This is a genomic window from Klebsiella sp. M5al (assembly GCF_002090195.1).
Taxonomy (GTDB): domain Bacteria; phylum Pseudomonadota; class Gammaproteobacteria; order Enterobacterales; family Enterobacteriaceae; genus Klebsiella; species Klebsiella grimontii.
This window is the reverse complement of record NZ_CP020657.1, coordinates 2,465,425-2,492,333: the sequence shown is the minus strand read 5'-3', so window position 1 is coordinate 2,492,333 and position 26,909 is coordinate 2,465,425. Positions and strand designations below refer to the sequence as shown.

The following is a 26,909-nucleotide window of genomic DNA, read 5'->3' as shown; positions in this document are numbered from 1 at the left end:
ATAATGCAGACCGTTTTAGCAAAAATCGTGGCCGACAAAGCGATTTGGGTAGAAGCCCGCAAACAACAACAACCGTTAGCCAGTTTTCAAAATGAAGTGGTACCGACGCAGCGCAATTTTTACGACGCCCTCGCCGGAACCCGCACCGCGTTTATTCTCGAGTGCAAAAAGGCCTCGCCATCAAAGGGGCTGATCCGCGATGATTTTGACCCGGCGGCCATCGCCGGCGTCTACAAGCACTACGCCTCGGCGATCTCGGTACTGTGCGATGAGAAATATTTCCAGGGCAGCTTCGACTTTCTGCCGATCGTCAGCAAGGTCGCGCCGCAGCCGATTTTGTGTAAGGACTTCACCATCGATCCTTACCAGATTTATCTGGCGCGCTACTACCAGGCCGACGCCTGCCTGCTAATGCTTTCGGTGCTGGATGACGAACAGTATCGCCAGCTCTCCGCCGTCGCGCATAGCCTGAACATGGGCGTGCTGACCGAAGTGAGCAATGAAGAGGAGCTGGAGCGCGCGATTGCGCTGAAGGCGAAAGTGGTCGGCATCAACAACCGCGATCTGCGCGATATGTCGATTGACCTCAACCGTACCCGCACCCTGGCGCCTAAGCTCGGTCATGAGGTCACGGTGATCAGCGAGTCCGGTATCCATACCTACGCAGAAGTGCGTGAACTAAGCCACTTCGCCAACGGTTTCCTGATTGGCTCGGCGCTGATGGAGCACGCCGATCTGAACGCCGCCGTGAAACGCGTGCTGCTCGGCGAGAATAAGGTCTGCGGCCTGACCCGCCCCCAGGATGCCCAGGTGGCGTATGAATCCGGCGCGATCTACGGCGGCCTGATTTTTGTCCCGACGTCGCCGCGAGCGGTGAATGACGCTCAGGCGAAAGCCGTCATCGATAGCGCGCCGCTGAGCTACGTCGGCGTGTTCCGCAATACGCCGGTGGCGGAAGTGGTCGCCCGCGTGGAAAATCTGAGCTTAGCCGCGGTGCAGCTGCACGGCAGCGAAGACCAGGCCTATATTGATACCCTGCGCGCCGAACTTCCGGCGACGGTGCAAATCTGGAAGGCCCTCAGCGTCGGCGAAACCCTACCGCAGCGCAATCTGCATCACGTCGATAAATATGTATTCGACAACGGTCAAGGCGGCACCGGCCAGCGTTTCGACTGGTCGCTGCTGCAAGGTCAGGACCTGCGTAACGTTCTGCTGGCAGGCGGCCTCGGCGCCGATAACTGTGTGGAAGCCGCCAAAAGCGGCTGTGCCGGACTCGATTTTAATTCAGGCGTAGAGTCGCAGCCGGGTATTAAAGATGCCAGCAAGCTGTCCTCTGTATTTCAAACGCTGCGCGCATATTAAGGAGCAATAATGAGTACTTTACTGAACCCCTACTTTGGCGAATTCGGCGGGATGTACGTTCCGCAGATCCTGATGCCCGCCCTGCGCCAGCTGGAAGAAGCGTTCGTCAGCGCGCAGAAAGACCCGGCATTCCAGGCTGAATTTACCGACCTGCTGAAAAACTACGCCGGTCGCCCGACGGCGCTGACCAAATGCCGTAACCTTACCGAAGGCACCCGTACCACGCTGTATCTCAAGCGTGAAGACCTGCTGCACGGCGGCGCGCATAAAACCAACCAGGTGCTCGGCCAGGCGCTGCTGGCGAAACGGATGGGCAAAACGGAAATTATCGCCGAAACCGGCGCCGGCCAGCACGGCGTGGCCTCTGCGCTCGCCAGCGCCCTGCTCGGCCTGAAGTGCCGTATCTATATGGGCGCTAAGGACATCGAACGCCAGTCGCCGAACGTTTTCCGCATGCGCCTGATGGGTGCGGAAGTAATCCCGGTACATAGCGGTTCTTCTACCCTGAAAGACGCCTGCAATGAAGCCCTGCGCGACTGGTCCGGCAGCTACGAAACAGCCCACTATATGCTCGGCACCGCTGCCGGTCCGCACCCGTTCCCGACCATCGTGCGTGAATTCCAGCGCATGATTGGCGAAGAGACCAAAGCGCAGATTCTGGAGAAAGAAGGTCGTCTGCCGGATGCGGTTATCGCCTGCGTCGGCGGCGGATCGAACGCCATCGGCATGTTCGCCGACTTTATCGACGAAACCACCGTTGGCCTGATTGGCGTGGAGCCCGCGGGTCACGGTATTGAGTCCGGCGAGCACGGCGCGCCGCTGAAGCACGGTCGGGTGGGTATCTACTTCGGTATGAAATCGCCGATGATGCAAACGGAAGAGGGACAGATTGAGGAGTCCTACTCCATCTCCGCCGGGCTGGACTTCCCGTCAGTGGGGCCGCAGCATGCGTATCTGAACAGCATTGGCCGCGCCGATTATGTGTCGATTACCGATGACGAAGCGCTGGATGCCTTTAAAGAACTCTCCCGCCATGAGGGGATTATCCCGGCGCTGGAGTCCTCCCATGCCCTGGCGCACGCGCTGAAGATGATGCGTGAAAACCCGGAAAAAGAGCAGCTGCTGGTGGTTAACCTCTCCGGCCGCGGCGATAAAGACATCTTCACCGTACACGATATTTTAAAAGCGCGAGGGGAAATCTGATGGAACGTTATGAGACGCTGTTTGCACAACTTAAAGCTCGCCGGGAAGGCGCGTTTGTTCCCTTCGTCACCCTCGGCGATCCGAATCCGGAACAGTCGCTGAAAATTATCGATACCCTGATTGAAGCGGGCGCCGACGCGCTGGAGCTGGGCATCCCCTTCTCCGACCCGCTGGCTGACGGCCCGACGATTCAGGACGCCACCCTGCGCGCTTTTGCCGCAGGCGTCACGCCCGCCCAGTGCTTTGAAATGCTGACGGCGATTCGTCAAAAGCATCCGACCATCCCAATCGGCCTGCTGATGTATGCCAACCTGGTCTTCAGCCCGGGCATTGATGAATTCTACGCCGCGTGCGAACGCGCGGGCGTCGATTCAGTGCTGGTCGCCGATGTCCCCGTGGAAGAGTCCGCGCCGTTCCGCCAGGCCGCGTTGCGCCATAACATCGCGCCGATTTTCATCTGTCCGCCGAATGCCGATGACGATCTGCTGCGCCAGATCGCCTCTTACGGTCGCGGTTATACCTACCTGCTGTCGCGGGCGGGCGTGACCGGCGCGGAGAACCGCGCTGCGCTGCCGCTGCATCATCTGATTGAAAAGCTGGCCGAGTACCACGCCGCGCCGCCGCTGCAGGGTTTTGGCATCTCGGCGCCGGAGCAGGTGACCGCGGCGATTGACGCAGGCGCGGCCGGCGCGATTTCCGGCTCTGCCATCGTCAAAATCATTGAGCGTAACGTGAACGACCCGCAGGCTATGCTCGCCGAACTGAAAGCCTTTGCCCAAAGTCTGAAGGCCGCCACCAAAGCCGCCTAAGCGCGTCCGCCGCCCGGTCCCGCGCCGGGCGGCTATTTCTGCTGCAAGCTGTCGGCATATTTGCGCGTCAGACGAAACAGCGCCAGCACATCATCTTGCGACCACCCTGCCAGCACCTCATTCATCAGCCGCGTTCTTGCTTGCGCAATGCGTGTAATCATCGCCTGGCCCGCTTCGCTGAGCGTCACTTCGCTAATCCGCCGGTCTTTCGCATTGGGCTGCTTTCGCGCCAACTCTTGGGCTTCCAGCTTCTTCACCTGCCTGCTGACGGTGGTGTAGTCGCGCCCAAGGCTGTCCGCCAGTTCAACGACCCCGACGGGTCCCCTGCGCCCGACGGCCACCAGTAGCGGAAAGAGAGTCCGATCGAGCTGGACCTCGGCCGCCTGCAGTATCTGCTCATCGCGCATCGGTTGGTTCATCACGCTGATGATATCGAGCAGCGCGCCGTGGAAGTCGCTAATGTCGTAATTATTAGGTGCATCTTGCATATATTAGTTAACCGAGTATAGTGCCGTTAGCTGATATGTGCATTTTACACATAACTATCCCAGAGGGGGAGAAGACAATGAAAGCAGCCGTGGTTTTTGACCTGCAGCAGGGGCCGGTTTGGTCCGATTTTAGCGATCCGCGCGCCGGTGAGAGTGAGGCGTTAGTCAAGGTTCGCGCCGCCGCCATCAGTCATGTGGTGAAAGGCCGGGCCTCCGGCAAACATTATAGTTTCGATGGTCGTCTGCCTTTTGTCCCGGGTATTGATGGCGCCGGCGTACTACCCGACGGGCGGCGCGTCTATTTCGCCTTCCCCGCCGCGCCCTGGGGCAGTATGGCGCAGTGGGCTCCCGTCGCCCTAAACCACTGTCTGCCGCTGCCGGATGAACTGGACGATATCACTGCCGCCGCAATGGCTAATCCGGGTATGTCGGCCTGGGCGGCGCTGGTCAAGCGCGGCGGGTTGAAAGCGGGCGAAACCGTATTGATCAACGGCGCCACGGGCAGCGCCGGTCAGCTGGCGTTGCAAGTCGCCCGCTTTCTGGGCGCCAGAAAAGTGATAGCCTGCGGGCGAAACGGGGAGAAACTGGCCGCGCTCGAAGCCGATGCGATCGTGAACTTAAGTCAGGATGAGGCGAGCCTGCGGGCGCAGTTTGCCGAACTGGCGGCGCAGCAGATTGATGTCGTCGTCGATTATCTGTGGGGACGTAGCGCCGAACTTTTGCTGCCAGCGCTGGCAAAGCACAGCCCGGGAAATACGCCGGTACGTTTTATTCAGGTCGGTTCCCTTTCCGCCGCCGATATCGCGCTCAGCGGCGCGGTACTGCGCTCCGCGCCGCTGCAGCTGATGGGCAGCGGTATTGGCAGCCTTTCAGTGTCCCAGCTGCTGGCCGCTACCGGGGAAATGCTGCAGGCTGCCGTTACTGGCGGGTTTACCATCGCCACCACTCCCCGGCCGCTTCGCGAGGTCGCCGCGGCATGGCCGCAGGATAACAGCCAGAAGCGCACCGTTTTTATCGTCGATTAAAAAAAACGCTTCCGCACAAAAGTTGGGGTTGATATCTTAAATGAGAAATATTATCTTTCTCATTACCGAGTAGTTGAGTAAACAACTCAGGTATTCGGTACGACATTGCTCACATTGCTTCCAGTATTTTTGCCCGCACTTGTGCGGGCTTTTTTTATGGCTGCCGACACTCTCTGCGCACCAGCTGCCTTAGCCAGCGATGCGCTAATTCATGCTCCTGGCGAGGATGCCACATTTGTGACACCGTTATCTCCGGCGTGCTCACCGGGAGGGGAAAACCGATCATCTCTTTTCCCGCCGCGCTCTGCAGGCAGGAGGCCGGGACAACGGCGATAAGTTCAGCATCCCGGGCAACGGCCAGCGCGGCGGAAAACGCAGGCACCACCGCGGCAATTCTGCGGCTCATTCCATATGCCGCCAGCGCTTCATCAACCGGCCCGCGGATCGCCCCGCGACGGGAGGCTATGACGTGCCCTACGGAAACAAATTGTTCTCGCGACAGTTCGGCAAAGGCGGCTAACGGGTGGTTTTTTGCCAGTGCGGCGACAAAGCGATCGCGAAACAGCGCCTGCAGGCGGATCTCAGGCCCCATATTTTCCAGTACGCCAATTTCCAGGTCCACCCGCCCCTCGCGTAAAAATCGAGCATCTTTCTCCGGCTTCGCGACAAACTCGAGCGTCACGCCCGGCGCTTCTCGTGCGACAGCGTTCACCAGCGCCGGGCCAAAAACGTCTATAAATCCCTCATTGGTACGTAACGTAAATCGCTTCTCAAGGGTCGATAAACTCAGCGGCGCAGGCGAAGCGTTGAGCACCGCGCGCATCTCAGTGACGACGTTTTTTGCCCGCGCCTGCAGACTTTCCGCATGGGGAGTCAGCACCATTTTTCGCCCGGCCCTGACCAGTAGCGGGTCGCCGGTTACCTGCCGTAAGCGCGCCAGCGTGCGGCTCATCGCCGACGCGCTAAGCTCAAGCCGCTTTGCCGCCCCGGCAACGCTCTTCTCGCTCAACAGTACATCCAGCGCAGTCAGTAAATTAAAATCGGGATCGGTCATCTTTTCTCCACTCCGGGATAGGGCGTCTGATGCACTTTATTATTGCAAATGCTGCGCCTTCCGCCTGCTACAGCACCGGCCTATATTTATCCCATCATTTATTTACGCCGGAGTGATGCCAATGGCCGCTTCCACTAAAACAGTATTGATCGCGGGCGCTTCACGCGGGCTTGGGCACGCCATGGCTGAACAGTTTCTGCTGCATGGCTGGCAGGTCATCGGCACCGTGCGCGATCTCTCGCAAACCACGCCGCTGCATCATCTGGCCCGGGCGTATCCTGGACGGGTTCGTATTGAGGCGCTGGATATTTGTGATAATGACGGAATCGCGGCGCTGCGCGAAACGCTTAGCGATAACGTACTGGATATGCTGTTCGTCAACGCGGGCACCACCAACCGCGATCCGACACAAACCATCGGCGAAATCGCGACGGAAGAGTTTATTCATGTCATGTTGACCAACGCGCTCGCGCCGATGCGGGTAATAGAAAGTCTGCAAGATGTCGTGTTGCCGCAGGGGCTGATTGGCGTTATGTCTTCAGGACAAGGCAGTTTGAGCAATAATACCGGCGGACAGCGCGAGCTGTATCGCGGGAGTAAAGCCGCGCTGAATATGTTTATGCGCAGTTTTGCCGCCCGCCCTGCCTGCGTATCGCATCCCCTGGTGGTCATGGCGCCGGGCTGGATCCGCACGGCCCTCGGCGGCGAGAATGCCCCACTCACCATTGCCGAGACCATCCCCTCGCTGGTGAACGTCCTGCTGGAAAAACAAAACCGCCCCGGATTAGAGTATCTGGATTATCGAGGATGTCGGGTACCGTGGTAATAGTTTTATGCGTATTAATGGCGTGCTGACGGGTTCAGGGCAGTCAATTTTGGCTTTTTACGCTATTACTCCCGATGACGGGGAGTTTCCGCGCCCGTTGCGTATGGTGTGGGCTCGGCATGCGTTTTTCTGGTCGTTCCTGAGCTAAAGCCAGGCAGGAGTGATATTATTCAGGCCAGAAAATGCAGGCACAACGTCAATCGGGGAGCGATTTATGCACGAGGAAGTACCACTGAAATATTACGACATTGCGGATGAGTATTCGACCGAGTCCGCTGAGCCCGTCAGCGAGTCGGAACGCGATCCTCTGGCGCGCTATTTCCAGCTGTTGATTACTCGCCTGATGAATAACGAAGAAATCAGCGAGCAAGCGCAGGGAGAGATGGCCGTACAAGCGGGCATCGATCGCCAGCGCATTGATGATATCGCGGTATTTCTGAATAAATGGGGTAATGAGTAGCCGTTACTGCAGCCGCTCCGGGGGAGGCTTAAGCAAATCCGCCACGCGTCAGAAAGCGTAATAAAGCTGGTCATTGCGACCAGCTTTATCCGGGACTTTAGAACCGGTATCCCGCGGAGAACATAAACACCCACGGATCCAGACGAATACTGTCGTGCTGCTGCGCGCCCGCCAGCTTATAGTTGGCGGTGGTGTCGATATCCATGTACCACACCGACATGTTAATCAGCCAGTCGCGGTTAATCAGATAGTCCATCCCCACCTGCCCTGCCGCTCCCCAGGAGTCTTTCAGGCTCAGGTCAGAGATACCGGTTTTTTTACCCGTATCGTTCACGCTCTCATCGAAGAAGGTCGTGTAGTTGATACCCGCGCCAATGTAAGGACGCAGTTTGCTGCTCGAATCGCCAAAGTACCACTGCGCCATTAACGTCGGCGGTAAATGGTGAACGGTCGCAATATTGCCGGTTGCCGCGGTCCCGACTTTATGCCGGAACGGCGTGGCGGCCAGCAGTTCAACGCCTATGTTATCGGTTGCCATATAGGTGAATGTCAGACCCAGTTGCGTATTGTTGCTGACGTTAAAGCCCCCCAGGCTGCCTAACGTACCGCCCGCGCCTTCGGTCGGCCTGACCGTGGCCGAACCCGCGCGAATAAAAAATTCACCGGCTTCATGCGCCCAGACGCTGCTGCCGGAAAGACTGCTCAGAATAACAACCGCCGCTGCTAACTTTTTCATACCCACTTCCTCATTATGGTTATTCAGCGCAAGAATATACATACAAAGAGGTATGTTTGATCCAACATAGATCACATTAAGTCGGCAAATTTAACATTTATTGATCCAGATTAATTTTCACTTTCTCAATACAATCAGTGATAAGCGTGTGGTATCAAGTTTCTTCCATTATGGTCCTCCAGACAGCGCTTCGCTGATTTCCTCTTCTATTTACAAAGATATACTTAGCGCGCAGCAGCAGAGACTGCTACCCAGCCGCGATTTGCGGTACAATCGCCGGCTAGTTAACACCTGCAATACTCAAGGAGAATGCATGTCTATCACGGCAAAGTCCGTCTACCGTGACACCGGGAACTTTTTCCGCACTCAGTTCGTTACTATCCTACTGATTGCGCTGCTATGCGCGTTCATTACGGTAGTACTTGGCCATGCCTTTTCACCCAGTGAAGAACAGCTGTCGATATTAAGCCAGGGCGATAGCCTGGCGGGTAGCGGCGGGCTGTTTGAACTGGTTCAGAGCATGACGCCTGAGCAGCAGCAAATCCTGCTGCGAGCCTCCGCGGCCTCCACTTTCTCCGGTCTTGTAGGCAACGCCATCCTTGCCGGCGGCGTTCTGCTCATGATTCAAATGATCTCCGCCGGTCAGCGGGTCAGCGCCCTTCGCGCGATCGGCGCTTCCGCGCCGGTGCTGCCAAAGCTGCTGCTGCTGATCCTGCTGACGACGTTTATCGTGCAGATGGGGATGATGCTGGTGGTGGTGCCTGGCGTCCTGCTGGCTATCGTGCTCTCTTTCGCACCGGTTATGCTGGTGCAGGATAAAATCGGCATTTTCAGCGCCATGCGTGGCAGTATGCGTCTGGCCTGGGCCAACGTGCGTCTGGTGGCGCCGGCGATTATCGGCTGGCTGCTGGCGAAAACGCTGCTGCTGCTGTTTGCATCGAGCTTCGCGGTCCTGACGCCGAACGTTGGCGCGGTGGTAATAAATACCCTCAGTAATCTGATCTCTGCATTGTTGCTGATCTATTTATTCCGCTTGTATATGCTTATTCGCAACTAACTTAATCCGGGGCGGGCTATTTCTGCCCCGATCTGAACGACGGAATCGATGTATGAAGCAGTTTCTGGATTTTTTACCGCTAGTAGTCTTCTTCGCATTCTACAAGCTATATGATATTTACGCCGCGACAACCGCGCTGATTATCGCCACCGCCATCGTGCTGATCTACAGCTGGGTACGCTATCGCAAAGTCGAAAAAATGGCGCTCATTACCTTCGTCCTGGTCGCCGTATTCGGCGGATTGACTATCTTCTTCCATAACGACGAGTTTATTAAATGGAAGGTAACGGTTATCTACGTGCTGTTCGCCAGCGCGCTGCTGTTTAGCCAGTGGGTGATGAAAAAACCGCTGATCCAGCGCATGCTGGGGAAAGAGCTGACGCTGCCGCAGCAGGTGTGGTCGCGGCTCAATCTGGCCTGGGCGGTATTTTTTATTCTTTGCGGGCTGGCGAATATCTACATCGCTTTCTGGCTGCCGCAGAATATCTGGGTCAACTTCAAGGTCTTCGGCCTGACCGCGCTGACGCTGGTCTTCACCCTGCTGAGCGGCGTTTATATCTATCGCCATATGCCGCAGGACGACAATCATTAAGCTGCCATTCTCCCGGCACGCAGCTCTGCGTGCCGTCTTCCCCCTTGATCTACTGTTATGCTCTCTGAACAGGATTAAAAAACCGTTTTCTTCATGATATCTGCCGGATCACGGAAAGTTGCGGCAAATGTGAGGATTTTGTGGAGATTAACGCAGTGTTATTGTAATGATAATTATTATCATTGATATTCTCGATCTCAATTTCACCCGCTTTTATAGGGATATTTATCATGAGACCGCAGAAACAGCACATAACCACTCCCCTCGCTCTGGCCATCGCAGGCTTGTTCAGTCCGGCTGGCTTTGCCGAAGAAGTGGAGCAGGATACCGAAACCATGGTGGTACGGGGAACCGCCGAAGAGGCGCTGAAGCAGCAGCCGGGCGTCTCGATCATCACCGCGGAAGATATCGCCAAAGATCCGCCGGTTAACGACCTCTCAGAAATTATTCGTAAAATGCCCGGCGTAAACCTGACCGGCAACAGCGCCAGCGGCAGCCGCGGCAACAATCGTCAAATAGATATTCGCGGTATGGGGCCGGAAAACACGCTGATCCTTATTGATGGCGTGCCCGTCACTTCCCGCAATTCTGTGCGCTATAGCTGGCGCGGCGAGCGCGATACCCGCGGCGACAGCAACTGGGTGCCGCCGGAAATGGTGGAACGCATTGAAGTTCTGCGCGGCCCTGCCGCAGCGCGCTACGGCTCAGGCGCCGCGGGCGGCGTGGTCAATATCATCACCAAACGCCCCACCAACGACTGGCACGGCTCGCTCTCGCTCTATACCAATCAGCCGGAAAATAACAAAGAAGGCTCCACTAACCGGGCTAATTTTAACCTCAACGGACCGCTGGCCGGGGATGCCCTGACCATGCGTTTATACGGCAACATTAACAAAACCGAACCCGACGCCTGGGATATTAACCGCGCGCAAAATGGATCTTATGCCGCGGGCCGCGAAGGTGTGCGCAACAAAGATATTAACGCCCTGCTGTCGTGGAAAGTCACGCCGCAGCAGATTATCGATTTTAGCTACGCCTATAGCCGGCAGGGCAATATCTATGCCGGCGATACCCAGTATAGCAACAGTAATATGAGCCCCAATGGCCTGGTGGATACCCTCTACGGTCAGGAAACAAACCGGATGTATCGACAGACCTGGGGGCTGACCTATAACGGGATCTGGGACTGGGGCCAGTCGAAGGCGGGCGTCTACTACGAAAAAACCAACAATACCCGTCTGCAGGAGGGTACTACCGGTCGCGTGGAAGGGATGATCAATAGCGATGTTTATGACACCAGCCGCCTGGAGTCGTGGCGCTCAACCGCCGAGGTGAATCTCCCCTTCAACTGGCTCGCTGAACAGACCCTGACGCTGGGCATGGAGTGGAATCGCGATGAGCTCAACGATCCGGCGTCCATGCAGGCCACCACCACCACGGATGCGCTCCCCGGGGTGTCCGGCGATCCTTCACAACGCAGCCCCAAGAACAGCGCCACGCTGACCGGTATTTATCTCGAAGACAATATTGAGGCAACGCCGGGCACCAATATTATCCCGGGTCTGCGCTTCGACTACCATAACGACTTCGGCAGCAACTGGAGCCCGAGTCTGAACCTGTCGCAGGATCTGGGGGATATGTTTAAGGTCAAAGCAGGTATTGCCCGCGAGTTTAAAGCGCCGAATCTGTATCAGTCGAGCGAAGGCTACCTGCTTTCCACGCGCGGAAACGGCTGCCCGATAAGTATTGCCGATGGCAACTGCTATCTTTTGGGTAACCCGGATCTCGACCCGGAAATCAGCATCAATAAAGAGATTGGTCTTGAGTTTAATCTCAACGGTTACAACGCTGGCGTCACCTGGTTCCGCAACGATTACAAAAACAAGATTGTCTCCGGCACCGAGGTGCTGGGTAATACCGCCAGCGGAGCGAATATCCTGCAGTGGGAGAATGGCGGGAAAGCGGTCGTCGAAGGCCTTGAAGGCACGCTGCTGGTTCCGGTTATTGCCGATACGCTCAGCTGGCGCACCAACGCCACTTATATGATCAAATCGGAAAACAAAGATACCGGAAACCCGCTGTCCGTAATTCCGAAATACACCATCAATACCCTGCTTGACTGGCAGGTGACCAGTAAGTTTTCGGCGAACGTCAACTGGACCCTGTACGGTCGGCAGAAACCGCGCGAATATGCGGAAATTCGTAATGAAAACGGGGTGCTGGCCACCAATGAAGTCGGTTCTTATTCCGTGGTGGGTATCGGCGGCAACTATCAGCTAATGAAAGACCTGCGCCTGAACGCCGGGATTAGCAACCTGTTTGATAAGCAAATTTATCGTGAAAACGAAGGCGCTTCGACCTATAACGAACCGGGCCGCGCCTACTACGCTGGCGTCACGATCTCCTTCTGACCCTTCACGCCCGCTATCGCGGGCGTATTCCCTATTCTCTCGACGCCATTTTCATAGTAGCATCGCGCCTGATCATCTTTGACTAGTACAGAGTATAGAATGACAACAACAGATCTTGCGCCGAAGGGCGAATTGGTTTTACGCACCCTGGCGATGCCGGCGGACACCAACGCTAACGGCGATATTTTCGGCGGCTGGCTGATGTCGCAGATGGATATTGGCGGCGCCATTATGGCCAAAGAGATTGCCCACGGCCGCGTCGTGACCGTCCGGGTCGACGGCATGACCTTTTTACGCCCGGTGGCGGTTGGCGATGTCGTATGCTGCTACGCCAACTGCGTGAAACGCGGCAACACGTCGATAACCATTAATATGGAAGTGTGGGTCAAGAAAGTATCGTCTGAGCCTATCGGCCAGCGCTATAAAGCGACCGAAGCGCTGTTTATCTACGTCGCGGTGGATAATCAGGGCAAGCCTCGCGCCCTGCCCGCCCTGTAATGCAGCCGGCCCGGCACAACCGGGCCGATCGTTTACAGAAAACCGAGTAAAGAGAAGAAGAAGTAGCCCAGTACAATAATGACCACCGGCAAAACGTAAAGCGGAAAATACTGCACCAGGATGGTATGACGCGGCACCACCACGCGTTCGGAGATTTGCTCACGCGTCAGCCCTTCGGCCCCTTTCGCCTGCTCCAGAATCAGCTGATCCTCCACGCCTTCGCGCAGAAATTTCGCCTGGCGCCCCATCCGCGCCCCGGACGCCTGCAGCGCCATGCCGACAAACACCAGAATATAGATGATCCAGAAGCCAATGTTCATACCGTGCTTAAAGTCCGGCAGCGGCGAGTTGTACCAGAAGAAATTGAGGAACGGCGTATTAAAACGCATCATCTCAATCATCACATGAGCGAAGTCCATCATCACCGCGTCAATGCCCGGTTTTTTCTCACTGTGCTCGTACATAAACTTCAGCACGGAAATCAGCGTCGAGATAACCGCCGGGATAAATACCACCCACCCCAAAATACGTTTAAGTACTGCAACGCGTCCAGCTTGTTGATACGTCATGGGTTCCCCTTGTTAAGACGCCTATCCACTCTAAGTCTACCTTCGTCGGCGAATTTCGCCCAATAATGCGCGGTATGATATACCATGAGTGCCGATTCGTTATCTATTTACGCTACAAGGAGAGGGACTTATGTCAGCCAGGCGCCAGATTCACGCCGCGATTTTTGATATGGATGGTTTACTGATTGATTCCGAGCCGCTGTGGGATAAAGCAGAGCTGGAGGTGATGGCAAGCCTGGGGGTGGATATCAGCCGCCGCCATGAAATGCCGGATATTCTGGGGCTGCGCATCGATTTAGTCGTCGACCTGTGGTTTGCCCAGCAGCCGTGGAAAGGCCCGGATCGCGCGGAAGTCACCGCGCGGATCATCAATCGCGCCATCCAGCTGGTGGAAGAAGCGCGTCCGCTTCTCCCCGGCGCGCGCCAGGCGGTGGCATTGTGCAAAGCCCAGGGGCTAAAAATCGGCCTCGCGTCGGCATCGCCGCTGCGGATGCTGGAAAAAGTCCTCACCATGTTTGAACTGCGCGACCAGTTTGACGCCCTCGCTTCCGCCGAAATGCTGCCGTTCAGCAAACCGCATCCGCAGGTGTATCTGAACTGCGCCGCCAGTCTTGGCGTCAGCCCAATGAACTGCGTGGCGCTGGAAGACTCGGTCAACGGCATGATTGCCAGCAAAGCAGCGCGGATGCGGTCTATCGTGGTACCGGAAGCGGAAAACAGCCGCGACCCGCGCTTCGTGCTGGCTGACGTGAAGCTTGCTACGCTTGAGTCCCTCACGCCGGGCGACCTGCTCGGTTAATCCTGCCGGTGATGATGGGAGAGCGGCATCATCCCATCATCACAAAAATAAAACACCGTTTCATTTTTAATTGTTTTTTCCTCTTCCGCCCTCTATGCTTATCTCAACGGCGTTATTTGACGCATGAAATCAGCATACAGAGGTGCATATGGTACTGAACGCCTTTGACCTTGCGGGCAAGGTCGCCATCGTGACGGGTTGTGATACCGGGCTGGGCCAGGGAATGACGTTAGGCCTTGCGCAGGCCGGGTGCGATATCGTCGGCGTGAATCGCCGGATCCCCCATGAAACCGCAGAAAAGGTCCAGGCGCTGGGCCGCCGCTTTACCGCTATCCAGGCCGATCTGAGCCGGCAGGATGAGATTGAAGACATAGTGACTCAGGCCGTGGCCGCCATGGGCCGGATCGATATTCTGGTCAACAATGCGGGAACCATCCGTCGCGCCGATGCGCTCTCCTTTAGCGAAAAGGACTGGGACGACGTGATGAATCTGAATCTGAAGTCGGTGTTCTTCCTTTCGCAGGCGGTCGCCCGGCAGTTTATCCAGCAGGGTGACGGCGGGAAAATCGTGAACATTGCCTCAATGCTCTCGTTTCAGGGCGGTATTCGGGTGCCATCCTACACCGCGTCAAAAAGCGGCGTACTGGGCATTACCCGCCTGATGGCCAACGAATGGGCCGGGCATCGCATCAACGTTAACGCGATTGCGCCGGGGTATATGGCGACCAATAATACCCAACAGCTGCGCGATGACGCCGAGCGTAGCAAAGCGATCCTCGACCGTATTCCGGCCGGGCGCTGGGGGGTTGCGGATGATCTCCAGGGGCCGGTCGTCTTCCTCGCCTCCAGGGCGGCGGATTACATCAGCGGCTATACCCTGGCGGTGGATGGCGGCTGGCTGGCGCGCTGATGATTTTGTGACAAAGAGTTACACCGTCACCTCTTTCGCACACTGTATAAAAACCCTATACTGTATGAATTGACAGTTTAGGGTTTTTATCATGACGGCGGAAGGCCACCTCCTCTTTTCTATCGCCTGCGCGGTATTTGCGAAAAATGCGGAATTAACGCCCGTGCTGGCCCAGGGCGACTGGTGGCATATTGTTCCTTCCGCCATCCTGACCTGTCTGCTGCCGGATATCGATCACCCGAAGTCATTTCTCGGCCAGCGCTTAAGCTGGATATCAAAACCGATAGCGCGCGCCTTCGGCCATCGCGGCTTCACCCATAGCCTGCTGGTGGTTTTTGGCGCGGTCGCGATTTTCTCATTGAAAGTGCCGGAAAGCTGGATAGTTCCGGCAGATGCGGTTCAGGGTCTGGTTCTGGGCTATCTCAGCCATATTCTCGCCGACATGCTCACCCCAGCGGGCGTTCCGCTGCTCTGGCCCTGCCGCTGGCGTTTTCGTCTGCCCCTCCTCGCGCCGCGCAAGGGCAACCAGCTGGAGCGCGCGCTGTGCATGGCGCTGTTCATCTATGCCGTGTGGATGCCGCAAAACGTTGCCGAAAACAGCGCCGTTCGCTGGTCATCGGATATGATTAATTCGCTGCAAACTACCTTTAATCGCTTTATTAGCCACCAGTCTGGGCGATAAACCAGCGAATTAATCAATTAGTTATAATCAATTCCATTTGAATATAAGTAACGAATTACGCCTTCTGCTACCCTTGCCGTCATAAGAGTTGGTTATTGACCAACCCGGTTATAAAAGTTATCAGGAGAACGGGGATGAACTTTCCATTAATAGCGAACGTTGTCGTGTTCGCGGTTTTACTGTTGGCGCTGGCCCAAACCCGGCATAAACAGTGGAGCCTCGCTAAAAAAGTGCTGGTCGGTCTGGTTATCGGCGTGGTTTTCGGCCTGGCGCTACAGCTTATCTATGGTTCCGACAGCCAGGTGCTGAAGGACTCTATCCAGTGGTTCAATATCGTCGGTAACGGCTATGTTCAGCTGCTACAGATGATCGTCATGCCGCTGGTTTTCGCCTCGATTTTGAGCGCGGTGGCCCGTCTGCACAATGCTTCGCAGCTGGGTAAAATCAGCTTCCTCAGCATCGGTACCCTGCTGTTCACTACGCTGATTGCGGCGCTGGTCGGGGTACTGGTGACCAATATGTTTGGCCTCACCGCCGAAGGTCTGGTTCAGGGCAGCGCGGAAACCGCCCGCCTCAACGCCATTCAGAGCAACTACGCCGGTAAAGTCGCGGACCTGAGCGTCCCGCAGCTGATCCTCTCTTTTGTGCCGAAAAACCCGTTTGCCGATCTGACCGGCGCGAACCCGACATCGATTATCAGCGTCGTTATCTTCGCTGCGTTCCTCGGCGTCGCGGCGCTGAAGCTGCTGAAAGATGACGTAGCGAAAGGCCAGCGCGTACTCACCGCCATCGACACGCTGCAGAGCTGGGTGATGAAGCTGGTACGCCTGGTGATGCAGTTAACGCCGTACGGCGTACTAGCGCTGATGACCAAGGTGGTTGCGGGCTCTAACCTGCAGGACATCATCAAGCTCGGCAGCTTCGTTATCGCCTCTTATATTGGTCTGGGCATCATGTTCGTGGTGCACGGTCTGCTGCTGGCGGTGAACGGCGTGAGCCCGCTGAAGTACTTCCGTAAAGTCTGGCCGGTGCTGACCTTCGCCTTTACCAGCCGCTCCAGCGCCGCGTCGATTCCGCTGAACGTGGAAGCGCAAACGCGTCGTCTGGGCGTGCCGGAGTCTATCGCCAGCTTCTCCGCCTCGTTCGGCGCCACCATCGGCCAGAACGGCTGCGCGGGTCTTTATCCGGCGATGCTGGCGGTAATGGTCGCGCCAACCGTCGGTATCAACCCGCTCGATCCGCTGTGGATTGCAACGCTGGTAGGCATCGTGACCGTCAGCTCCGCCGGCGTCGCGGGCGTAGGCGGCGGCGCGACCTTTGCCGCCCTGATCGTCCTGCCAGCGATGGGCTTGCCTGTCACGCTGGTGGCGCTGCTGATCTCGGTGGAGCCGCTCATCGATATGGGCCGTACCGCGCTGAACGTGAGCGGGTCTATGACCGCCGGTACCCTGACCAGCCAGTGGCTGCGTCAAACCGATAAAACTATTCTCGATAGCGAAGAAGATGCCGAGCTGGCGCACCGCTAAGCTGATGCCATCTTCAGGTTATCAAAACAAAAAACCGCTGAAATATCAGCGGTTTTTTTATTTCCCCTGCAGCCTCAGCCGTCAATTTCGCCTTCCTGCCTCATTTGCGTCGCCCAGCGCTGCGCCGCTTCCGGCACGTTAAACGGTGGGGAACGGCGAAAGTGTTCATCGATCAGCACAAAGGCAACGTACTTACCCCGCAGAGCCCAGACGTCGCGAAAACCATCCATTTTGACGGCGTGTTCCGGCGGCGCAGGCTCCACTCGAGGCACGTAGCTAATGACCTGACGATTTTGTTGGCGAAGTGGTTTCATCACAAATAGATTCACTAAACACAGCGGGAAACGGAAACCCTTATCATAGCCGAAAGCGCCCCCCTTCGTCGCCCCCTGCTTGCGGCCCTTTAGTAGCAAAACTCTTATAAAAATATGTTCTTGAAATGATGTTCTACAATTAGAAGGGTTTTGGTTTAGCAATGACCATTTTCAGTAATGAAAGCAGGAGCACGCAATGTCTGATAAACACCCTAACCCACAACCCCATCAATCACCGGTTCACGATGACCGGGAAGCAAAACCTGGTCTGGATGCCCTGGCCCCCGAAGACCAGAACTGGCGGCCCACGCCGCATCCCACTGCTCCAGGCGAAGAGCCGACCGCGCCGGGCAGTATGAAAGCCCCGGATACGCACAGCGAAAAGCTTGATGCCCTCGAAAAACATCGCAAAGGCGGTGAGGATTTTGCCCTCACCACCAACCAGGGCGTTCGCATCGCTGACGATCAAAACTCGCTGCGCGCGGGTAAACGCGGCCCCACGCTGCTGGAAGATTTTATCCTGCGTGAAAAAATCACCCACTTCGACCACGAGCGCATTCCGGAAAGGATCGTCCATGCCCGCGGCTCCGCTGCGCACGGCTATTTCCAGGCGTACAGCGATTTAAGCGACATCACCAAAGCCGATTTCCTCTCCAGCCCCGAGAAAAAAACGCCGGTCTTCGTCCGCTTTTCAACCGTTCAGGGCGGCGCAGGCTCCGCCGATACGGTCCGCGACATCCGCGGTTTTGCCACCAAGTTTTATACCGACGAAGGGATTTTCGACCTGGTCGGCAACAATACGCCGATCTTTTTTATCCAGGATGCGCTCAAATTCCCTGATTTTGTTCATGCGGTGAAACCTGAGCCACACTGGGCCGTCCCGCAGGGGCAAAGCGCGCACGACACGTTCTGGGATTATGTCTCGCTACAGCCGGAAACGCTGCATAACGTGATGTGGGCGATGTCCGACCGCGGACTGCCCCGCAGCTACCGCACGATGGAGGGCTTCGGCATCCACACCTTCCGCCTGATTAACGCGCAAGGCAAAGCCACCTTCGTACGTTTTCACTGGAAGCCCGTGGCAGGCAAAGCGTCTCTGGTTTGGGACGAGTCGCAAAAGCTGACCGGTCGCGATCCTGATTTCCACCGCCGTGATTTATGGGAAGCAATTGAAGCCGGCGATTATCCTGAGTACGAACTGGGCTTACAGCTGATCCCGGAAGAGGACGAGTTTGCTTTTGATTTCGATCTGTTGGATCCCACCAAGCTGATTCCGGAAGCGCTGGTCCCGGTGCAGCGCGTCGGTAAGATGGTCCTCAATCGCAACCCGGATAACTTTTTTGCCGAAAACGAACAGGCGGCGTTCCATCCTGGGCATATCGTTCCGGGGATAGACTTCAGCAACGACCCGCTGCTTCAGGGCCGACTCTTCTCCTATACCGATACGCAGATTAGCCGCCTCGGCGGGCCGAATTTCCATGAAATCCCGATCAATAAGCCCACCTGCCCGTACCATAACTTCCAGCGCGACGGCATGCACCGGATGGATATTGATACCAATCCGGCAAACTACGAGCCCAACTCCATTAACGATAACTGGCCGCGGGAGACGCCGCCAGCCGCTAAACGCGGCGGCTTTGAATCCTATGCCGAGCGGGTTGACGGAGAAAAAATTCGCCAGCGCAGCCCCTCGTTTGGCGAGTACTACTCTCATCCCCTGCTGTTCTGGCGTAGCCAGACGCCTATTGAGCAGCAGCATATTATCGACGGCTTTAGTTTCGAACTGAGCAAGGTCGTCAGGGAGTGGATCCGCGAGCGGGTGGTCGATCAGCTGGCGCATATCGACCTGCAGCTGGCTCAGGCGGTGGGCAAAAATCTGGGGATTGAGCTCACCGACGAGCAGCGCAGCATCACCCCGCCGCCGGATGTTAACGGCCTGAAGAAAGATCCGACCTTAAGCCTGTACGCCATTCCCAGCGGCGACGTTAAAGGCCGGGTGGTAGCGGTACTGCTTAACGATCGGCCGGTCGCGAAAGAGCTGCTGGCGCTGCTGAAGACGCTGAAGGCGCACGGAGTACATGCCAAACTGCTCTATTCCCGAATGGGTAAAGTGAAGGCCGATGACGGTAGCGAGCTTCCGGTGGCCGGAACCTTTGCCGGGTCGCCCTCGTTAACCGTCGATGCGGTTATCGTTCCCGGCGGCGATCTGCAAAGCCTGAGCAACAACGGCGATTTCCACTATTACCTGCTGGAAGCCTACAAACACCTGAAACCGATTCTTCTGGCAGGCGATGCCCGGCAGTGCAAAGCGCCACTGCAGATTGCCAGCCAGGGTGAAGAAGGCGTTGTTGAGACGGATGCCATTGATAGCCAGGCGCTGGATGAACTGATTACCCTGATGGCGGCGCATCGGGTGTGGTCAAGAAACGCCAAAATCGCCGCGATCCCGGCATAAAAAAGATGCCCGGCAGAAATGCCGGGCTTTTGACTTGCCTTTATACATCGCGATAGGTTCCGAGCCGGTAACCGCGCTCGGTAATCGCCGATTTTAGCGACTCGCTCGTCAGCACATCCAGCTCGGTCAGACGCGGATAGCAATAGGCGCTGCCCATAATCGTGTTATCCACGAACGCCGGATGGCACATTACCTCCAGCGACGTCTCACCGCGGCGGATAGAGGCATCCAGGGTTTGCAGAAACAGCGCTTCCGAAACCCCTTCCCCGTAAAACTCGCTGGCGAACCCTTCGCTGCTGCGCGCCGCATCCTGCGCCAGGCCTGACAGCGTCGCCAGCTGGCGGTCGATCCGCAGCGCCACGCCCTTCTCGCGGGCGAACGCCGCGACGATGGGGTAGATCTGCGCGATCATATGCACATGGTGATGGCTGTCGATATGCGTCGGTTCATGGCCAAACAGCTCGACAAAGCGCTGATACTGCTGCTCCAGTTCGTGGGCGATTTCGTCCAGCGGCAGGCTGTCCTCTTCCGCCATCTGCCAAATCCACTTACCGAGACGCCCTTCGCGGGTTAGCCCCGGCATCGCCGATAGCGGTTCGCCCAGCGTCAGGACAAAATGCATCCCCACCGCCAGTTCGGGGACGCAGCGGCTAAGCTGGGCAGCGTGGCTAATCGCCGCGCCGTTGACCAGCGCCGTCGTGGAGGTGACCACACCGTTCTTGCAAGCTTCGATAATGCCGTAGTTTTGCCCCCTGCTGAGGCCAAAATCATCAGCATTGACGATTAACACGCGTTCCATGAGCCGCTCCCGTTACTGTTTCAGTTTTTCGATAGTCGCCGCAAAGTTTGGCAGCCACTGCTCGTGCGCGAGGATCATCTCCCGCGCCAGCTTTTCAGCATCGCGATCGGAGTGGATCAGCGGGCTTAGATTAAGCGCCAGCAGCACATCGTCCAGTTTACCGCTGATAGCCGCTTCGCTTGCCGCGACTTCAAAACCTTTAATGGTGTAAATCAGACCCAGCACCTTCTCATCGAAGTGCGTAATGCGCGGCGTCGGTTTGGCGCCATCGCGACCCAGCGTACAGGTCATCTCTACCGCCCAGTCGGCCGGGATATTATCGACGTGGCCGTGATGCGGCACGTTAACGTAATGCTCGGCCTGCTTATCATTGTAAATGGCGTTAATCACTTCACAGGCGGCGTCGGAGTAATAGGCCCCGCCGCGCTGCTCCAGCTCTTTCGGTTTCACGTTCAGATCCGGATCCTTATAGAGCTCGAAAAGCTGTTTCTCAACTTTCTGCACTACCTGCGCGCGCGCGCCGCCTTTGTAGTACTCGCCCATTTCAATCGCCAGCATCTCTTTTGGCTTAAAGTAGTAGAGCAGATAGGAGCAAGGGATCAGGCGCAGCGACCGGAGCAGCCCTTCGCTAAACGGCAAATCAAAGATATTTTTCACCGAGTTTGCGCTCAATCGACCCGATGCTACGCCGTCAAGCAGCTCGTCAAAGCGTGAAACGCCGTTGACCAGCACATCGCGAACAAACACCAGATGGTTGAGACCAAACAGATCGATATTGAGCTCATCGCTCGGAGCCAGCTTCAGCACGTCGGTGATAAACATCTTCATGCCGATAGGAATATTGCACACGCCGATAAAGCGCTTAAAGCCGGTATGCCGATAAACCGCTTCGGTTACCATGCCCGCCGGGTTGGTAAAGTTAATCACCCAGGCGTTCGGACAGACTTCCTGAACATCTTTCACAATGTCAAAAATGACCGGAATGGTGCGCAGACCTTTAAACAATCCGCCCGCGCCGTTGGTTTCCTGGCCTAAATAGCCGTGGCTCAGCGGGATACGCTCGTCCTTCTCGCGCGCCTTAAGCTGGCCAACGCGCAGCTGGGTGGTGACGAAATCGGCGCCTTCCAGCGCCGCGCGGCGATCCAGGGTCTTGTAGACTTTCATCGGAACGCCGGCTTTTTCCACCATGCGCTGGCACAGCGCGTGGATAATATCGAGCTTTTCCTGCCCTTCAGCGACATCCACCAGCCACAGTTCGCTAATTGGCAGTTCATGATAACGCTTCAGGAATCCTTCCAGTAATTCCGGGGTATAGCTGCTGCCGCCGCCGATTGTCACTACTTTCAATTTCTGGCTCATTATTTTCTCCCTTGCGGATAGCGCATATGCGGCACCCGCTCTCCACGTAAATACGGACAGTTAATTTGAATATTTAGACCGCGCGGACTATTCCGCGCCCGGTTAATTAATACTGGTGAGGTGTTTCCGATAGCTGCTGGGGGTAAAGGAAGTCAGCTTCTTGAATGTTTTAATAAACAGACTTGGGCTACTGTACCCCGACTCATAGGCGATATCGGTCACCGAGTAGTTGGTTATCTCTAACTGTTTCTTCGCGAAGTTGATGCGAATATCGTTAATCATCTGCATCGGCGTTTTGCCATAATATCGCTGGGTTGCGCGGGTTAAGTACTCCTGCGTTTTACCGGAAAGCTCAACCATATTTTCCAGCGCCCCCTCGCCAAATTTAAGCTTATCGTGCATACCCTCGACGGTATTTTTCAACCACTGCGGAATAACATCTTCGGTAGGCTCTTCACGATAGTGCCGCAAACGATTCAGGGTGTAAAAAGACACCAGTTCGATAAATTCGTCAAATTCAGTTTCGCGAAAATTCAGTGATGCAATAACCGACTCAATATAACTGAGAAAAGTACTTTTAACGGCATAGACCTGAGAGGCGACGAGACCAAACGGCAGCAGCGGCAGATAGTGTTTCTCAAAGAAACTTTTGCTGATACCGACGTTAAGAATGCGCGTCGCGCCAAATTCATAAAAACTCTGGTGATGCGACCCCATTGGGATAAAGACAAAATCCCCGCGCTCCAGCAGCACCCGCTTGCCATTAATAACCTGATAATAGCGCCCGGTTAAAACGATGGTGTATTCGTAGTAATCATGCTGGTGAAGCCCGCTTACGCTCTCCGTTTTGTTGTAGATGACCACATGAAAGTTCTTGCCGTTAAAGAGTTGTTGCTCCCGGGCGGTACTGATTTCAGTGGTCATCATCTTTGGCTGCCTCATCGTGTCGATGACCTATTGTACCTTCTCGTGCAGCTCAATCAATTCGGCAACCAGCTCACGAGCCAGCATTGAGGTCATCAGATGATCCTGCGCATGAACCAGCACCAAACTCACCTTCATTTTGCCCTCGCCCTCATCGCTCTCAATCAGCTGCGTCTGCACAAGGTGCGCTTCGCTCAACGCCATGCGCGACTGTTCCATCATCGCTTTGGCCGCCGCGAAATCTCCCTGCTTTGCCTGCTTCAGCGCGGCATAAGCCAGGCTACGCGCTTGTCCGGAGTTGATAATCAGCCCCATCACCACCTCTTCGAGGTCGTTTACCGCGCTCTCTTCTGCTGCGATGTTATCCAGATCAAACATAATGACTCCCTTATTTCCTGGACGGTACGGGAAACCTCCCGTACCGCTTAATATTAGAATTTCAGTGCGTTAGCGATATCTTCTTCGCTCTCTTCCTGCTCAATAACGCCCTGCGCTTTGTTAGAGATCACCACAAACGGCAGGTAGACCAGGGTGGATACGGCAAGGTTGAACAGGGCCAGCAGCAGGGCCGCGACGCTACCGTTGGTGTTAAAGAAGGCGCCTAAACCGGTCGGCATGGTCCACGGCGCGATATTGGTAATCGGCGGGATGATGCCCAGGGTGTAAGCCGTCATGGTGATGGCCGCCAGCAGAGGCTGAATCAGAATGAACGGGATAAACATCACCGGGTTCATAATAATCGGCAGGCCGAACAGGATGGGTTCGTTAATCTGGAAGATGCCTGACGGCAGCGCCAGTTTGGCCACCTGACGATGATCCTCACGACGTGAAGCGATAAAGATGGCGATGATTAAGCCCAGAGTCGCGCCGGTACCACCAAGGAAGATGTAGGAATCAAGCATCGGCTTGGCCCACATATGGAAGCTCTTACCCGCGGCCAGCGCGGCCTCGACGGAACCGTACTGCTGGTAGGTTGCGATATTTTCCAGCGCCCACGGCGTCATGATCCCGCTATCCAGCGCCGACAGCGCCAGCGACCCGTGTACGCCGAAGAACCACAGCAGCGAGGTGAAAATAACGTATGCCCAGCCTACGACGGCGCCCATTGAGGCCAGCGGCGTGGAGATCGTGTCCATGATGATCTGGTGGAAGTTAGTCCCCCAGTGGGTCAACGCCCAGGAGATAATCCCCATTATCGAGAGGATAATGAATGCCGGGATAACCGCCGAGAATGAACGGGAAACCGAAGCCGGCACGCTGGACGGCAGCGTAATCACCCAATTGCGATGTACGATAAAGGTGAACATCTCGGCAACGACCAGACCGATCACAATACCGGAAATAATATTGGCGCCGCCTAACCAGTTAGCGCCAACGGCGTAGGCTTCACCGACGCTATAAGGCGTGACGGTCATAAATGCCGCCACGGCCAATAAACCGGCGGCCATCGGGTCCACTTTACGCTCTTCAGCTAACGCAGAACCGATGAAGAAAGGCGCCATTAGCGACATAATGCCGAGCGTACCGTTATAAACGTTACCGCCAATAGCTTTAAAACCGTTGAGCGTTTCTATGGTGGAGGCATCCAGACGGATACCCATTGAATAAAAGAAGGAGCCGTCGCCGAAACTCAAAAATACGTTGTTAATTAAAACAAACATTGCCCCAGCTAGCGTCAATGGCATTAACTTAATAAAGCCGTTTTTAATTGCGTTGACGTGGGGCTGCCTTCCTATTTTGACGGCAAAAGGAAGGAGTACCTTTTCAAGCGAGTCAATCACTTTACTCATAATAAATACCCTTTAAGGCCGCAATATAATCATTGCGGCAATGATAGATGAAATTACTCTTTGACGGGAAAATAAACTCTGGGTATTTCGGACAGCAAACAGCTAAAACACACCCTCACGAAATTTTAACCGCTGCTATCCGAAATATGTCGAGTTTTAAAATAAAAATTATTGTGCAGCAGCTTTCTTAATGGCCGCAACGGCCGCTTTCAGAACACCTAATCCATCGATCTTACCGTACAAAACAGAATCAATGACTTCTACGGGTTTATTGGGTAGTAAACGCTGAATATCCGGCAACATATAGGAAATTTGTGGGCCTAATAATACGACATCGGCATCAGGACCTTTTTCACCGGCCAGGGTCTCCGGAAATGCTTCAATAATCACCGGCACTTCATACTTCTCGGCCTGGGCGCGCATTTTCGATACCAGCAGTGATGTCGACATCCCAGCAGAACAGAACAGGTAGATATGTTTCTTTTCCATGAACGCTTCCTCAATTTGTGTGACCCGGTCCTCCCGGTATCATGGATGCCTGAGAGGCGGTAAGAGATGTTTCTTTGAATTAGTATTGTTTATGCATTGAGTATACGGCATCGTTCAGCGCCAGGATAATTCCTCCTTGAACAGAATTGTCTCTCATTGACCTCGCGTTTTGACTGCCTTCACATTTCCCTCAAATAATTCGCGCAATTAAATAAGCATCAGAGTTCACAAAAAAGCCCGACCAATGGTCGGGCTTACGTAGAAATCAGCGTTACGGCTGGGGTATTACTTACTGTTGCGCGGGTCGGTATCGTACTCGGCGCAGGTCTGATAACCGGAATTTATCACGTGGCCAGTATCGTCCAGGGCGACAAAGTAGGTTTCAATTTTACCATCGCGTTGACCCAGGATGTATGTCTGGCAGGTACCGCGCGCGTGGATCATGGTAACTTCTGATGAAGGCTTACCGGCAATCTGCGCAACCTGGGCGCGGCTCATGCCTTTTTTAACGTCTTTGACCACCGGCTGAGTGAACTGATCTTTGGTACGGTCATAGGCCGTACAGCCTGCCAGCATGGTCAATACAGCTGCTGCGCCCAGAAATCCTGCAAAATGCTTGTTCATGTTCCGTCCTCTTTTTTTTGGCGTGTTAATAAGCCTGGAATAAATATCGTTATTTTTCAAGCCGAAGGTGGAAATGAAACGAAATTAAGAGCTTTCCAATAATAAATCCCCTCTTGTTGCGGTTGCCTGCTTTTGCTTCACTCAAAATTGTGATCCTTGTCGTTTTACCGGCAAAGAGGTAGGTTAAACCTCTGCTGATTGGCAAACAGATTTACTTCCCGGAGGGCGCAATGACGCTACAACAAGAGATTATTCAGGCGCTGGGCGCAAAACCCCAGATCGATGTCGAAGCCGAGATACGCCGCAGCGTAGATTTTTTGAAGTCCTACCTGCAAAAATACCCCTTTATTAAATCGCTGGTCCTCGGCATCAGCGGCGGCCAGGACTCTACGCTCACCGGTAAATTGTGTCAGTTGGCCATCAACGAACTGCGCGCCGAAACCGGCGACAGCAGCCTGCAGTTTATTGCCGTGCGCCTCCCGTACGGCGTGCAGGCGGATGAACAGGACTGCCAGGACGCTATCGCATTTATTCAGCCGGATCGCGTATTAACGGTCAATATTAAGGGCGCCGTGCTGGCCAGCGAGCAGGCGCTGCGCGAGGCCGGGATCGAACTTAGCGACTTTGTTCGCGGTAATGAAAAAGCCCGCGAACGCATGAAGGCGCAGTACAGCATCGCCGGAATGACCCATGGCGTAGTGGTAGGCACCGACCATGCGGCGGAAGCGATCACCGGGTTCTTCACCAAATACGGCGACGGCGGTACCGATATTAACCCCATCTTTCGCCTCAACAAACGCCAGGGCAAACAGCTGCTGGCCCATTTAGGCTGTCCGGAGCATCTGTATAAAAAGCTGCCGACCGCCGATCTGGAGGACGACCGCCCTTCACTGCCCGACGAAGTGGCGCTGGGCGTGACCTACGAAAATATCGATGACTATCTGGAAGGCAAAACGCTGGACGAGAAAATCGCGAAAACGATTGAGGGCTGGTATCTGAAAACCGAACATAAACGCAGACCGCCGATTACCGTCTTCGACGACTTCTGGAAAAAGTAATCCCCCTCTCCCCTCGCCCCGACGCCTCGGGGCGATTTTTTATCCTTTTCGCCTCTCCCTCCGGCTGCTATACTGGATAAATAAACAGCA

At 55.6% G+C, this 26,909-nt stretch carries 28 protein-coding genes; 16 read left to right on the top strand and 12 right to left on the bottom strand.

The features are described 5' to 3' along the window. Positions 1-3: 3 nt before the first annotated feature. Genes trpCF through trpA form a run of 3 tightly spaced genes read left to right on the top strand, consistent with a single transcriptional unit; the run spans position 4 to position 3,374 of the window. Positions 4-1,362, top strand: a complete 1,359-nt coding sequence (trpCF, locus tag BWI76_RS11850; protein ID WP_049085461.1) for a bifunctional indole-3-glycerol-phosphate synthase TrpC/phosphoribosylanthranilate isomerase TrpF — start codon at positions 4-6, stop codon at positions 1,360-1,362. A gap of 9 nt (positions 1,363-1,371) precedes the next feature. After that, positions 1,372-2,565, top strand: coding sequence for a tryptophan synthase subunit beta (trpB, locus tag BWI76_RS11845; RefSeq protein WP_004139553.1), 1,194 nt, complete (start codon positions 1,372-1,374; stop codon positions 2,563-2,565). Then, positions 2,565-3,374, top strand: a complete 810-nt coding sequence (trpA, locus tag BWI76_RS11840) for a tryptophan synthase subunit alpha (protein WP_004121283.1) — start codon at positions 2,565-2,567, stop codon at positions 3,372-3,374. Before trpB ends, trpA begins: the two co-directional genes overlap by 1 nt. Positions 3,375-3,406: 32 nt before the next feature. Here trpA and BWI76_RS11835 read toward each other — a convergent pair whose 3' ends face one another. Next, positions 3,407-3,862: a MarR family winged helix-turn-helix transcriptional regulator gene (locus BWI76_RS11835; RefSeq protein ID WP_004139555.1), complete on the bottom strand. Its 456-nt coding sequence runs from the start codon at positions 3,860-3,862 to the stop codon at positions 3,407-3,409. 77 nt (positions 3,863-3,939) lie between these two features. Between BWI76_RS11835 and BWI76_RS11830 the strand changes: the two genes are divergently transcribed. Continuing rightward, positions 3,940-4,887: a quinone oxidoreductase family protein gene (locus BWI76_RS11830; RefSeq protein ID WP_004139557.1), complete on the top strand. Its 948-nt coding sequence runs from the start codon at positions 3,940-3,942 to the stop codon at positions 4,885-4,887. A 154-nt stretch (positions 4,888-5,041) separates the two neighbouring features. Here the strand turns inward: BWI76_RS11830 and BWI76_RS11825 are convergent, their stop codons facing one another. Then, the gene (locus tag BWI76_RS11825; RefSeq protein ID WP_049090004.1) at positions 5,042-5,941 is read right to left on the bottom strand and encodes a LysR family transcriptional regulator; all 900 of its coding nucleotides are present in this window, start codon (positions 5,939-5,941) and stop codon (positions 5,042-5,044) included. Positions 5,942-6,062: 121 nt separating this feature from the next. On the opposite strand from BWI76_RS11825, the gene BWI76_RS11820 reads away from it, so the two are divergent. Beyond that, positions 6,063-6,767 (top strand): SDR family NAD(P)-dependent oxidoreductase, encoded by a 705-nt coding sequence (locus tag BWI76_RS11820; protein WP_004139565.1) that lies wholly within the window; start codon positions 6,063-6,065, stop codon positions 6,765-6,767. A 214-nt stretch (positions 6,768-6,981) separates the two neighbouring features. Then, positions 6,982-7,227, top strand: a complete 246-nt coding sequence (locus BWI76_RS11815; protein ID WP_004139568.1) for a YmjA family protein — start codon at positions 6,982-6,984, stop codon at positions 7,225-7,227. A 97-nt stretch (positions 7,228-7,324) separates the two neighbouring features. Here BWI76_RS11815 and ompW read toward each other — a convergent pair whose 3' ends face one another. Continuing rightward, positions 7,325-7,963, bottom strand: a complete 639-nt coding sequence (ompW, locus tag BWI76_RS11810) for an outer membrane protein OmpW (RefSeq protein ID WP_004121296.1) — start codon at positions 7,961-7,963, stop codon at positions 7,325-7,327. A 313-nt stretch (positions 7,964-8,276) separates the two neighbouring features. Here ompW and BWI76_RS11805 point away from each other — a divergent pair, with 313 nt between their 5' ends. The 4 genes from BWI76_RS11805 (at position 8,277) to yciA (ending at position 12,521) form a co-directional block, all read left to right on the top strand. After that, entirely contained in the window at positions 8,277-9,020 is a 744-nt protein-coding gene (locus BWI76_RS11805; RefSeq protein WP_064371697.1) for a YciC family protein, read from the top strand. A 52-nt stretch (positions 9,021-9,072) separates the two neighbouring features. Next, a complete protein-coding gene (locus tag BWI76_RS11800; protein WP_004101360.1) occupies positions 9,073-9,612 on the top strand; it encodes a septation protein A in 540 nt (179 codons plus the stop codon). Between the two features lie 230 nt (positions 9,613-9,842). Next, entirely contained in the window at positions 9,843-12,023 is a 2,181-nt protein-coding gene (locus BWI76_RS11795) for a TonB-dependent siderophore receptor (RefSeq protein ID WP_004138183.1), read from the top strand. A gap of 99 nt (positions 12,024-12,122) precedes the next feature. Next, complete coding sequence (gene yciA / locus BWI76_RS11790; protein WP_004121302.1) at positions 12,123-12,521, top strand: acyl-CoA thioester hydrolase YciA; 399 nt, start codon at positions 12,123-12,125, stop codon at positions 12,519-12,521. A gap of 32 nt (positions 12,522-12,553) precedes the next feature. On the opposite strand, the gene BWI76_RS11785 is transcribed toward yciA, so the two are convergent. After that, positions 12,554-13,090, bottom strand: a complete 537-nt coding sequence (locus BWI76_RS11785; protein WP_004138185.1) for a YniB family protein — start codon at positions 13,088-13,090, stop codon at positions 12,554-12,556. A gap of 130 nt (positions 13,091-13,220) precedes the next feature. On the opposite strand from BWI76_RS11785, the gene hxpB reads away from it, so the two are divergent. From hxpB to BWI76_RS11765, 4 genes are all read left to right on the top strand, one after another. Continuing rightward, entirely contained in the window at positions 13,221-13,889 is a 669-nt protein-coding gene (hxpB, locus tag BWI76_RS11780) for a hexitol phosphatase HxpB (RefSeq protein ID WP_024359438.1), read from the top strand. Between the two features lie 148 nt (positions 13,890-14,037). Continuing rightward, the gene (gene kduD / locus BWI76_RS11775; RefSeq protein WP_024359439.1) at positions 14,038-14,799 is read left to right on the top strand and encodes a 2-dehydro-3-deoxy-D-gluconate 5-dehydrogenase KduD; all 762 of its coding nucleotides are present in this window, start codon (positions 14,038-14,040) and stop codon (positions 14,797-14,799) included. Between the two features lie 91 nt (positions 14,800-14,890). Beyond that, a complete protein-coding gene (locus BWI76_RS11770) occupies positions 14,891-15,481 on the top strand; it encodes a metal-dependent hydrolase (protein WP_004138197.1) in 591 nt (196 codons plus the stop codon). Positions 15,482-15,615: 134 nt separating this feature from the next. Continuing rightward, complete coding sequence (locus tag BWI76_RS11765; protein ID WP_004138198.1) at positions 15,616-17,007, top strand: L-cystine transporter; 1,392 nt, start codon at positions 15,616-15,618, stop codon at positions 17,005-17,007. Between the two features lie 74 nt (positions 17,008-17,081). Here BWI76_RS11765 and cedA read toward each other — a convergent pair whose 3' ends face one another. Next, a complete protein-coding gene (gene cedA, locus BWI76_RS11760) occupies positions 17,082-17,321 on the bottom strand; it encodes a cell division activator CedA (RefSeq protein WP_024359440.1) in 240 nt (79 codons plus the stop codon). Between the two features lie 196 nt (positions 17,322-17,517). On the opposite strand from cedA, the gene katE reads away from it, so the two are divergent. After that, positions 17,518-19,776, top strand: coding sequence for a catalase HPII (gene katE / locus BWI76_RS11755; protein WP_064371696.1), 2,259 nt, complete (start codon positions 17,518-17,520; stop codon positions 19,774-19,776). A 40-nt stretch (positions 19,777-19,816) separates the two neighbouring features. On the opposite strand, the gene chbG is transcribed toward katE, so the two are convergent. The 7 genes from chbG to osmE all read right to left on the bottom strand — a co-directional run bounded on the left by chbG (position 19,817) and on the right by osmE (position 25,761). After that, positions 19,817-20,575, bottom strand: coding sequence for a chitin disaccharide deacetylase (gene chbG / locus BWI76_RS11750; protein WP_004138201.1), 759 nt, complete (start codon positions 20,573-20,575; stop codon positions 19,817-19,819). Positions 20,576-20,587: 12 nt separating this feature from the next. Then, positions 20,588-21,934 (bottom strand): 6-phospho-beta-glucosidase, encoded by a 1,347-nt coding sequence (locus tag BWI76_RS11745; protein WP_004138202.1) that lies wholly within the window; start codon positions 21,932-21,934, stop codon positions 20,588-20,590. Positions 21,935-22,036: 102 nt separating this feature from the next. Next, entirely contained in the window at positions 22,037-22,876 is an 840-nt protein-coding gene (chbR, locus tag BWI76_RS11740) for a transcriptional regulator ChbR (protein ID WP_029669837.1), read from the bottom strand. Positions 22,877-22,888: 12 nt separating this feature from the next. Further along, positions 22,889-23,236: a PTS N,N'-diacetylchitobiose transporter subunit IIA gene (gene chbA, locus BWI76_RS11735; protein WP_004138207.1), complete on the bottom strand. Its 348-nt coding sequence runs from the start codon at positions 23,234-23,236 to the stop codon at positions 22,889-22,891. Between the two features lie 53 nt (positions 23,237-23,289). Then, positions 23,290-24,648: a PTS N,N'-diacetylchitobiose transporter subunit IIC gene (gene chbC / locus BWI76_RS11730; protein WP_004121341.1), complete on the bottom strand. Its 1,359-nt coding sequence runs from the start codon at positions 24,646-24,648 to the stop codon at positions 23,290-23,292. 168 nt (positions 24,649-24,816) lie between these two features. Then, complete coding sequence (chbB, locus tag BWI76_RS11725) at positions 24,817-25,137, bottom strand: PTS N,N'-diacetylchitobiose transporter subunit IIB (RefSeq protein ID WP_004101340.1); 321 nt, start codon at positions 25,135-25,137, stop codon at positions 24,817-24,819. 285 nt (positions 25,138-25,422) lie between these two features. Continuing rightward, positions 25,423-25,761: an osmotically-inducible lipoprotein OsmE gene (osmE, locus tag BWI76_RS11720; protein WP_004121344.1), complete on the bottom strand. Its 339-nt coding sequence runs from the start codon at positions 25,759-25,761 to the stop codon at positions 25,423-25,425. A 230-nt stretch (positions 25,762-25,991) separates the two neighbouring features. Between osmE and nadE the strand changes: the two genes are divergently transcribed. Further along, positions 25,992-26,819, top strand: a complete 828-nt coding sequence (gene nadE / locus BWI76_RS11715) for an ammonia-dependent NAD(+) synthetase (protein WP_024359442.1) — start codon at positions 25,992-25,994, stop codon at positions 26,817-26,819. Positions 26,820-26,909: the final 90 nt, after the last annotated feature.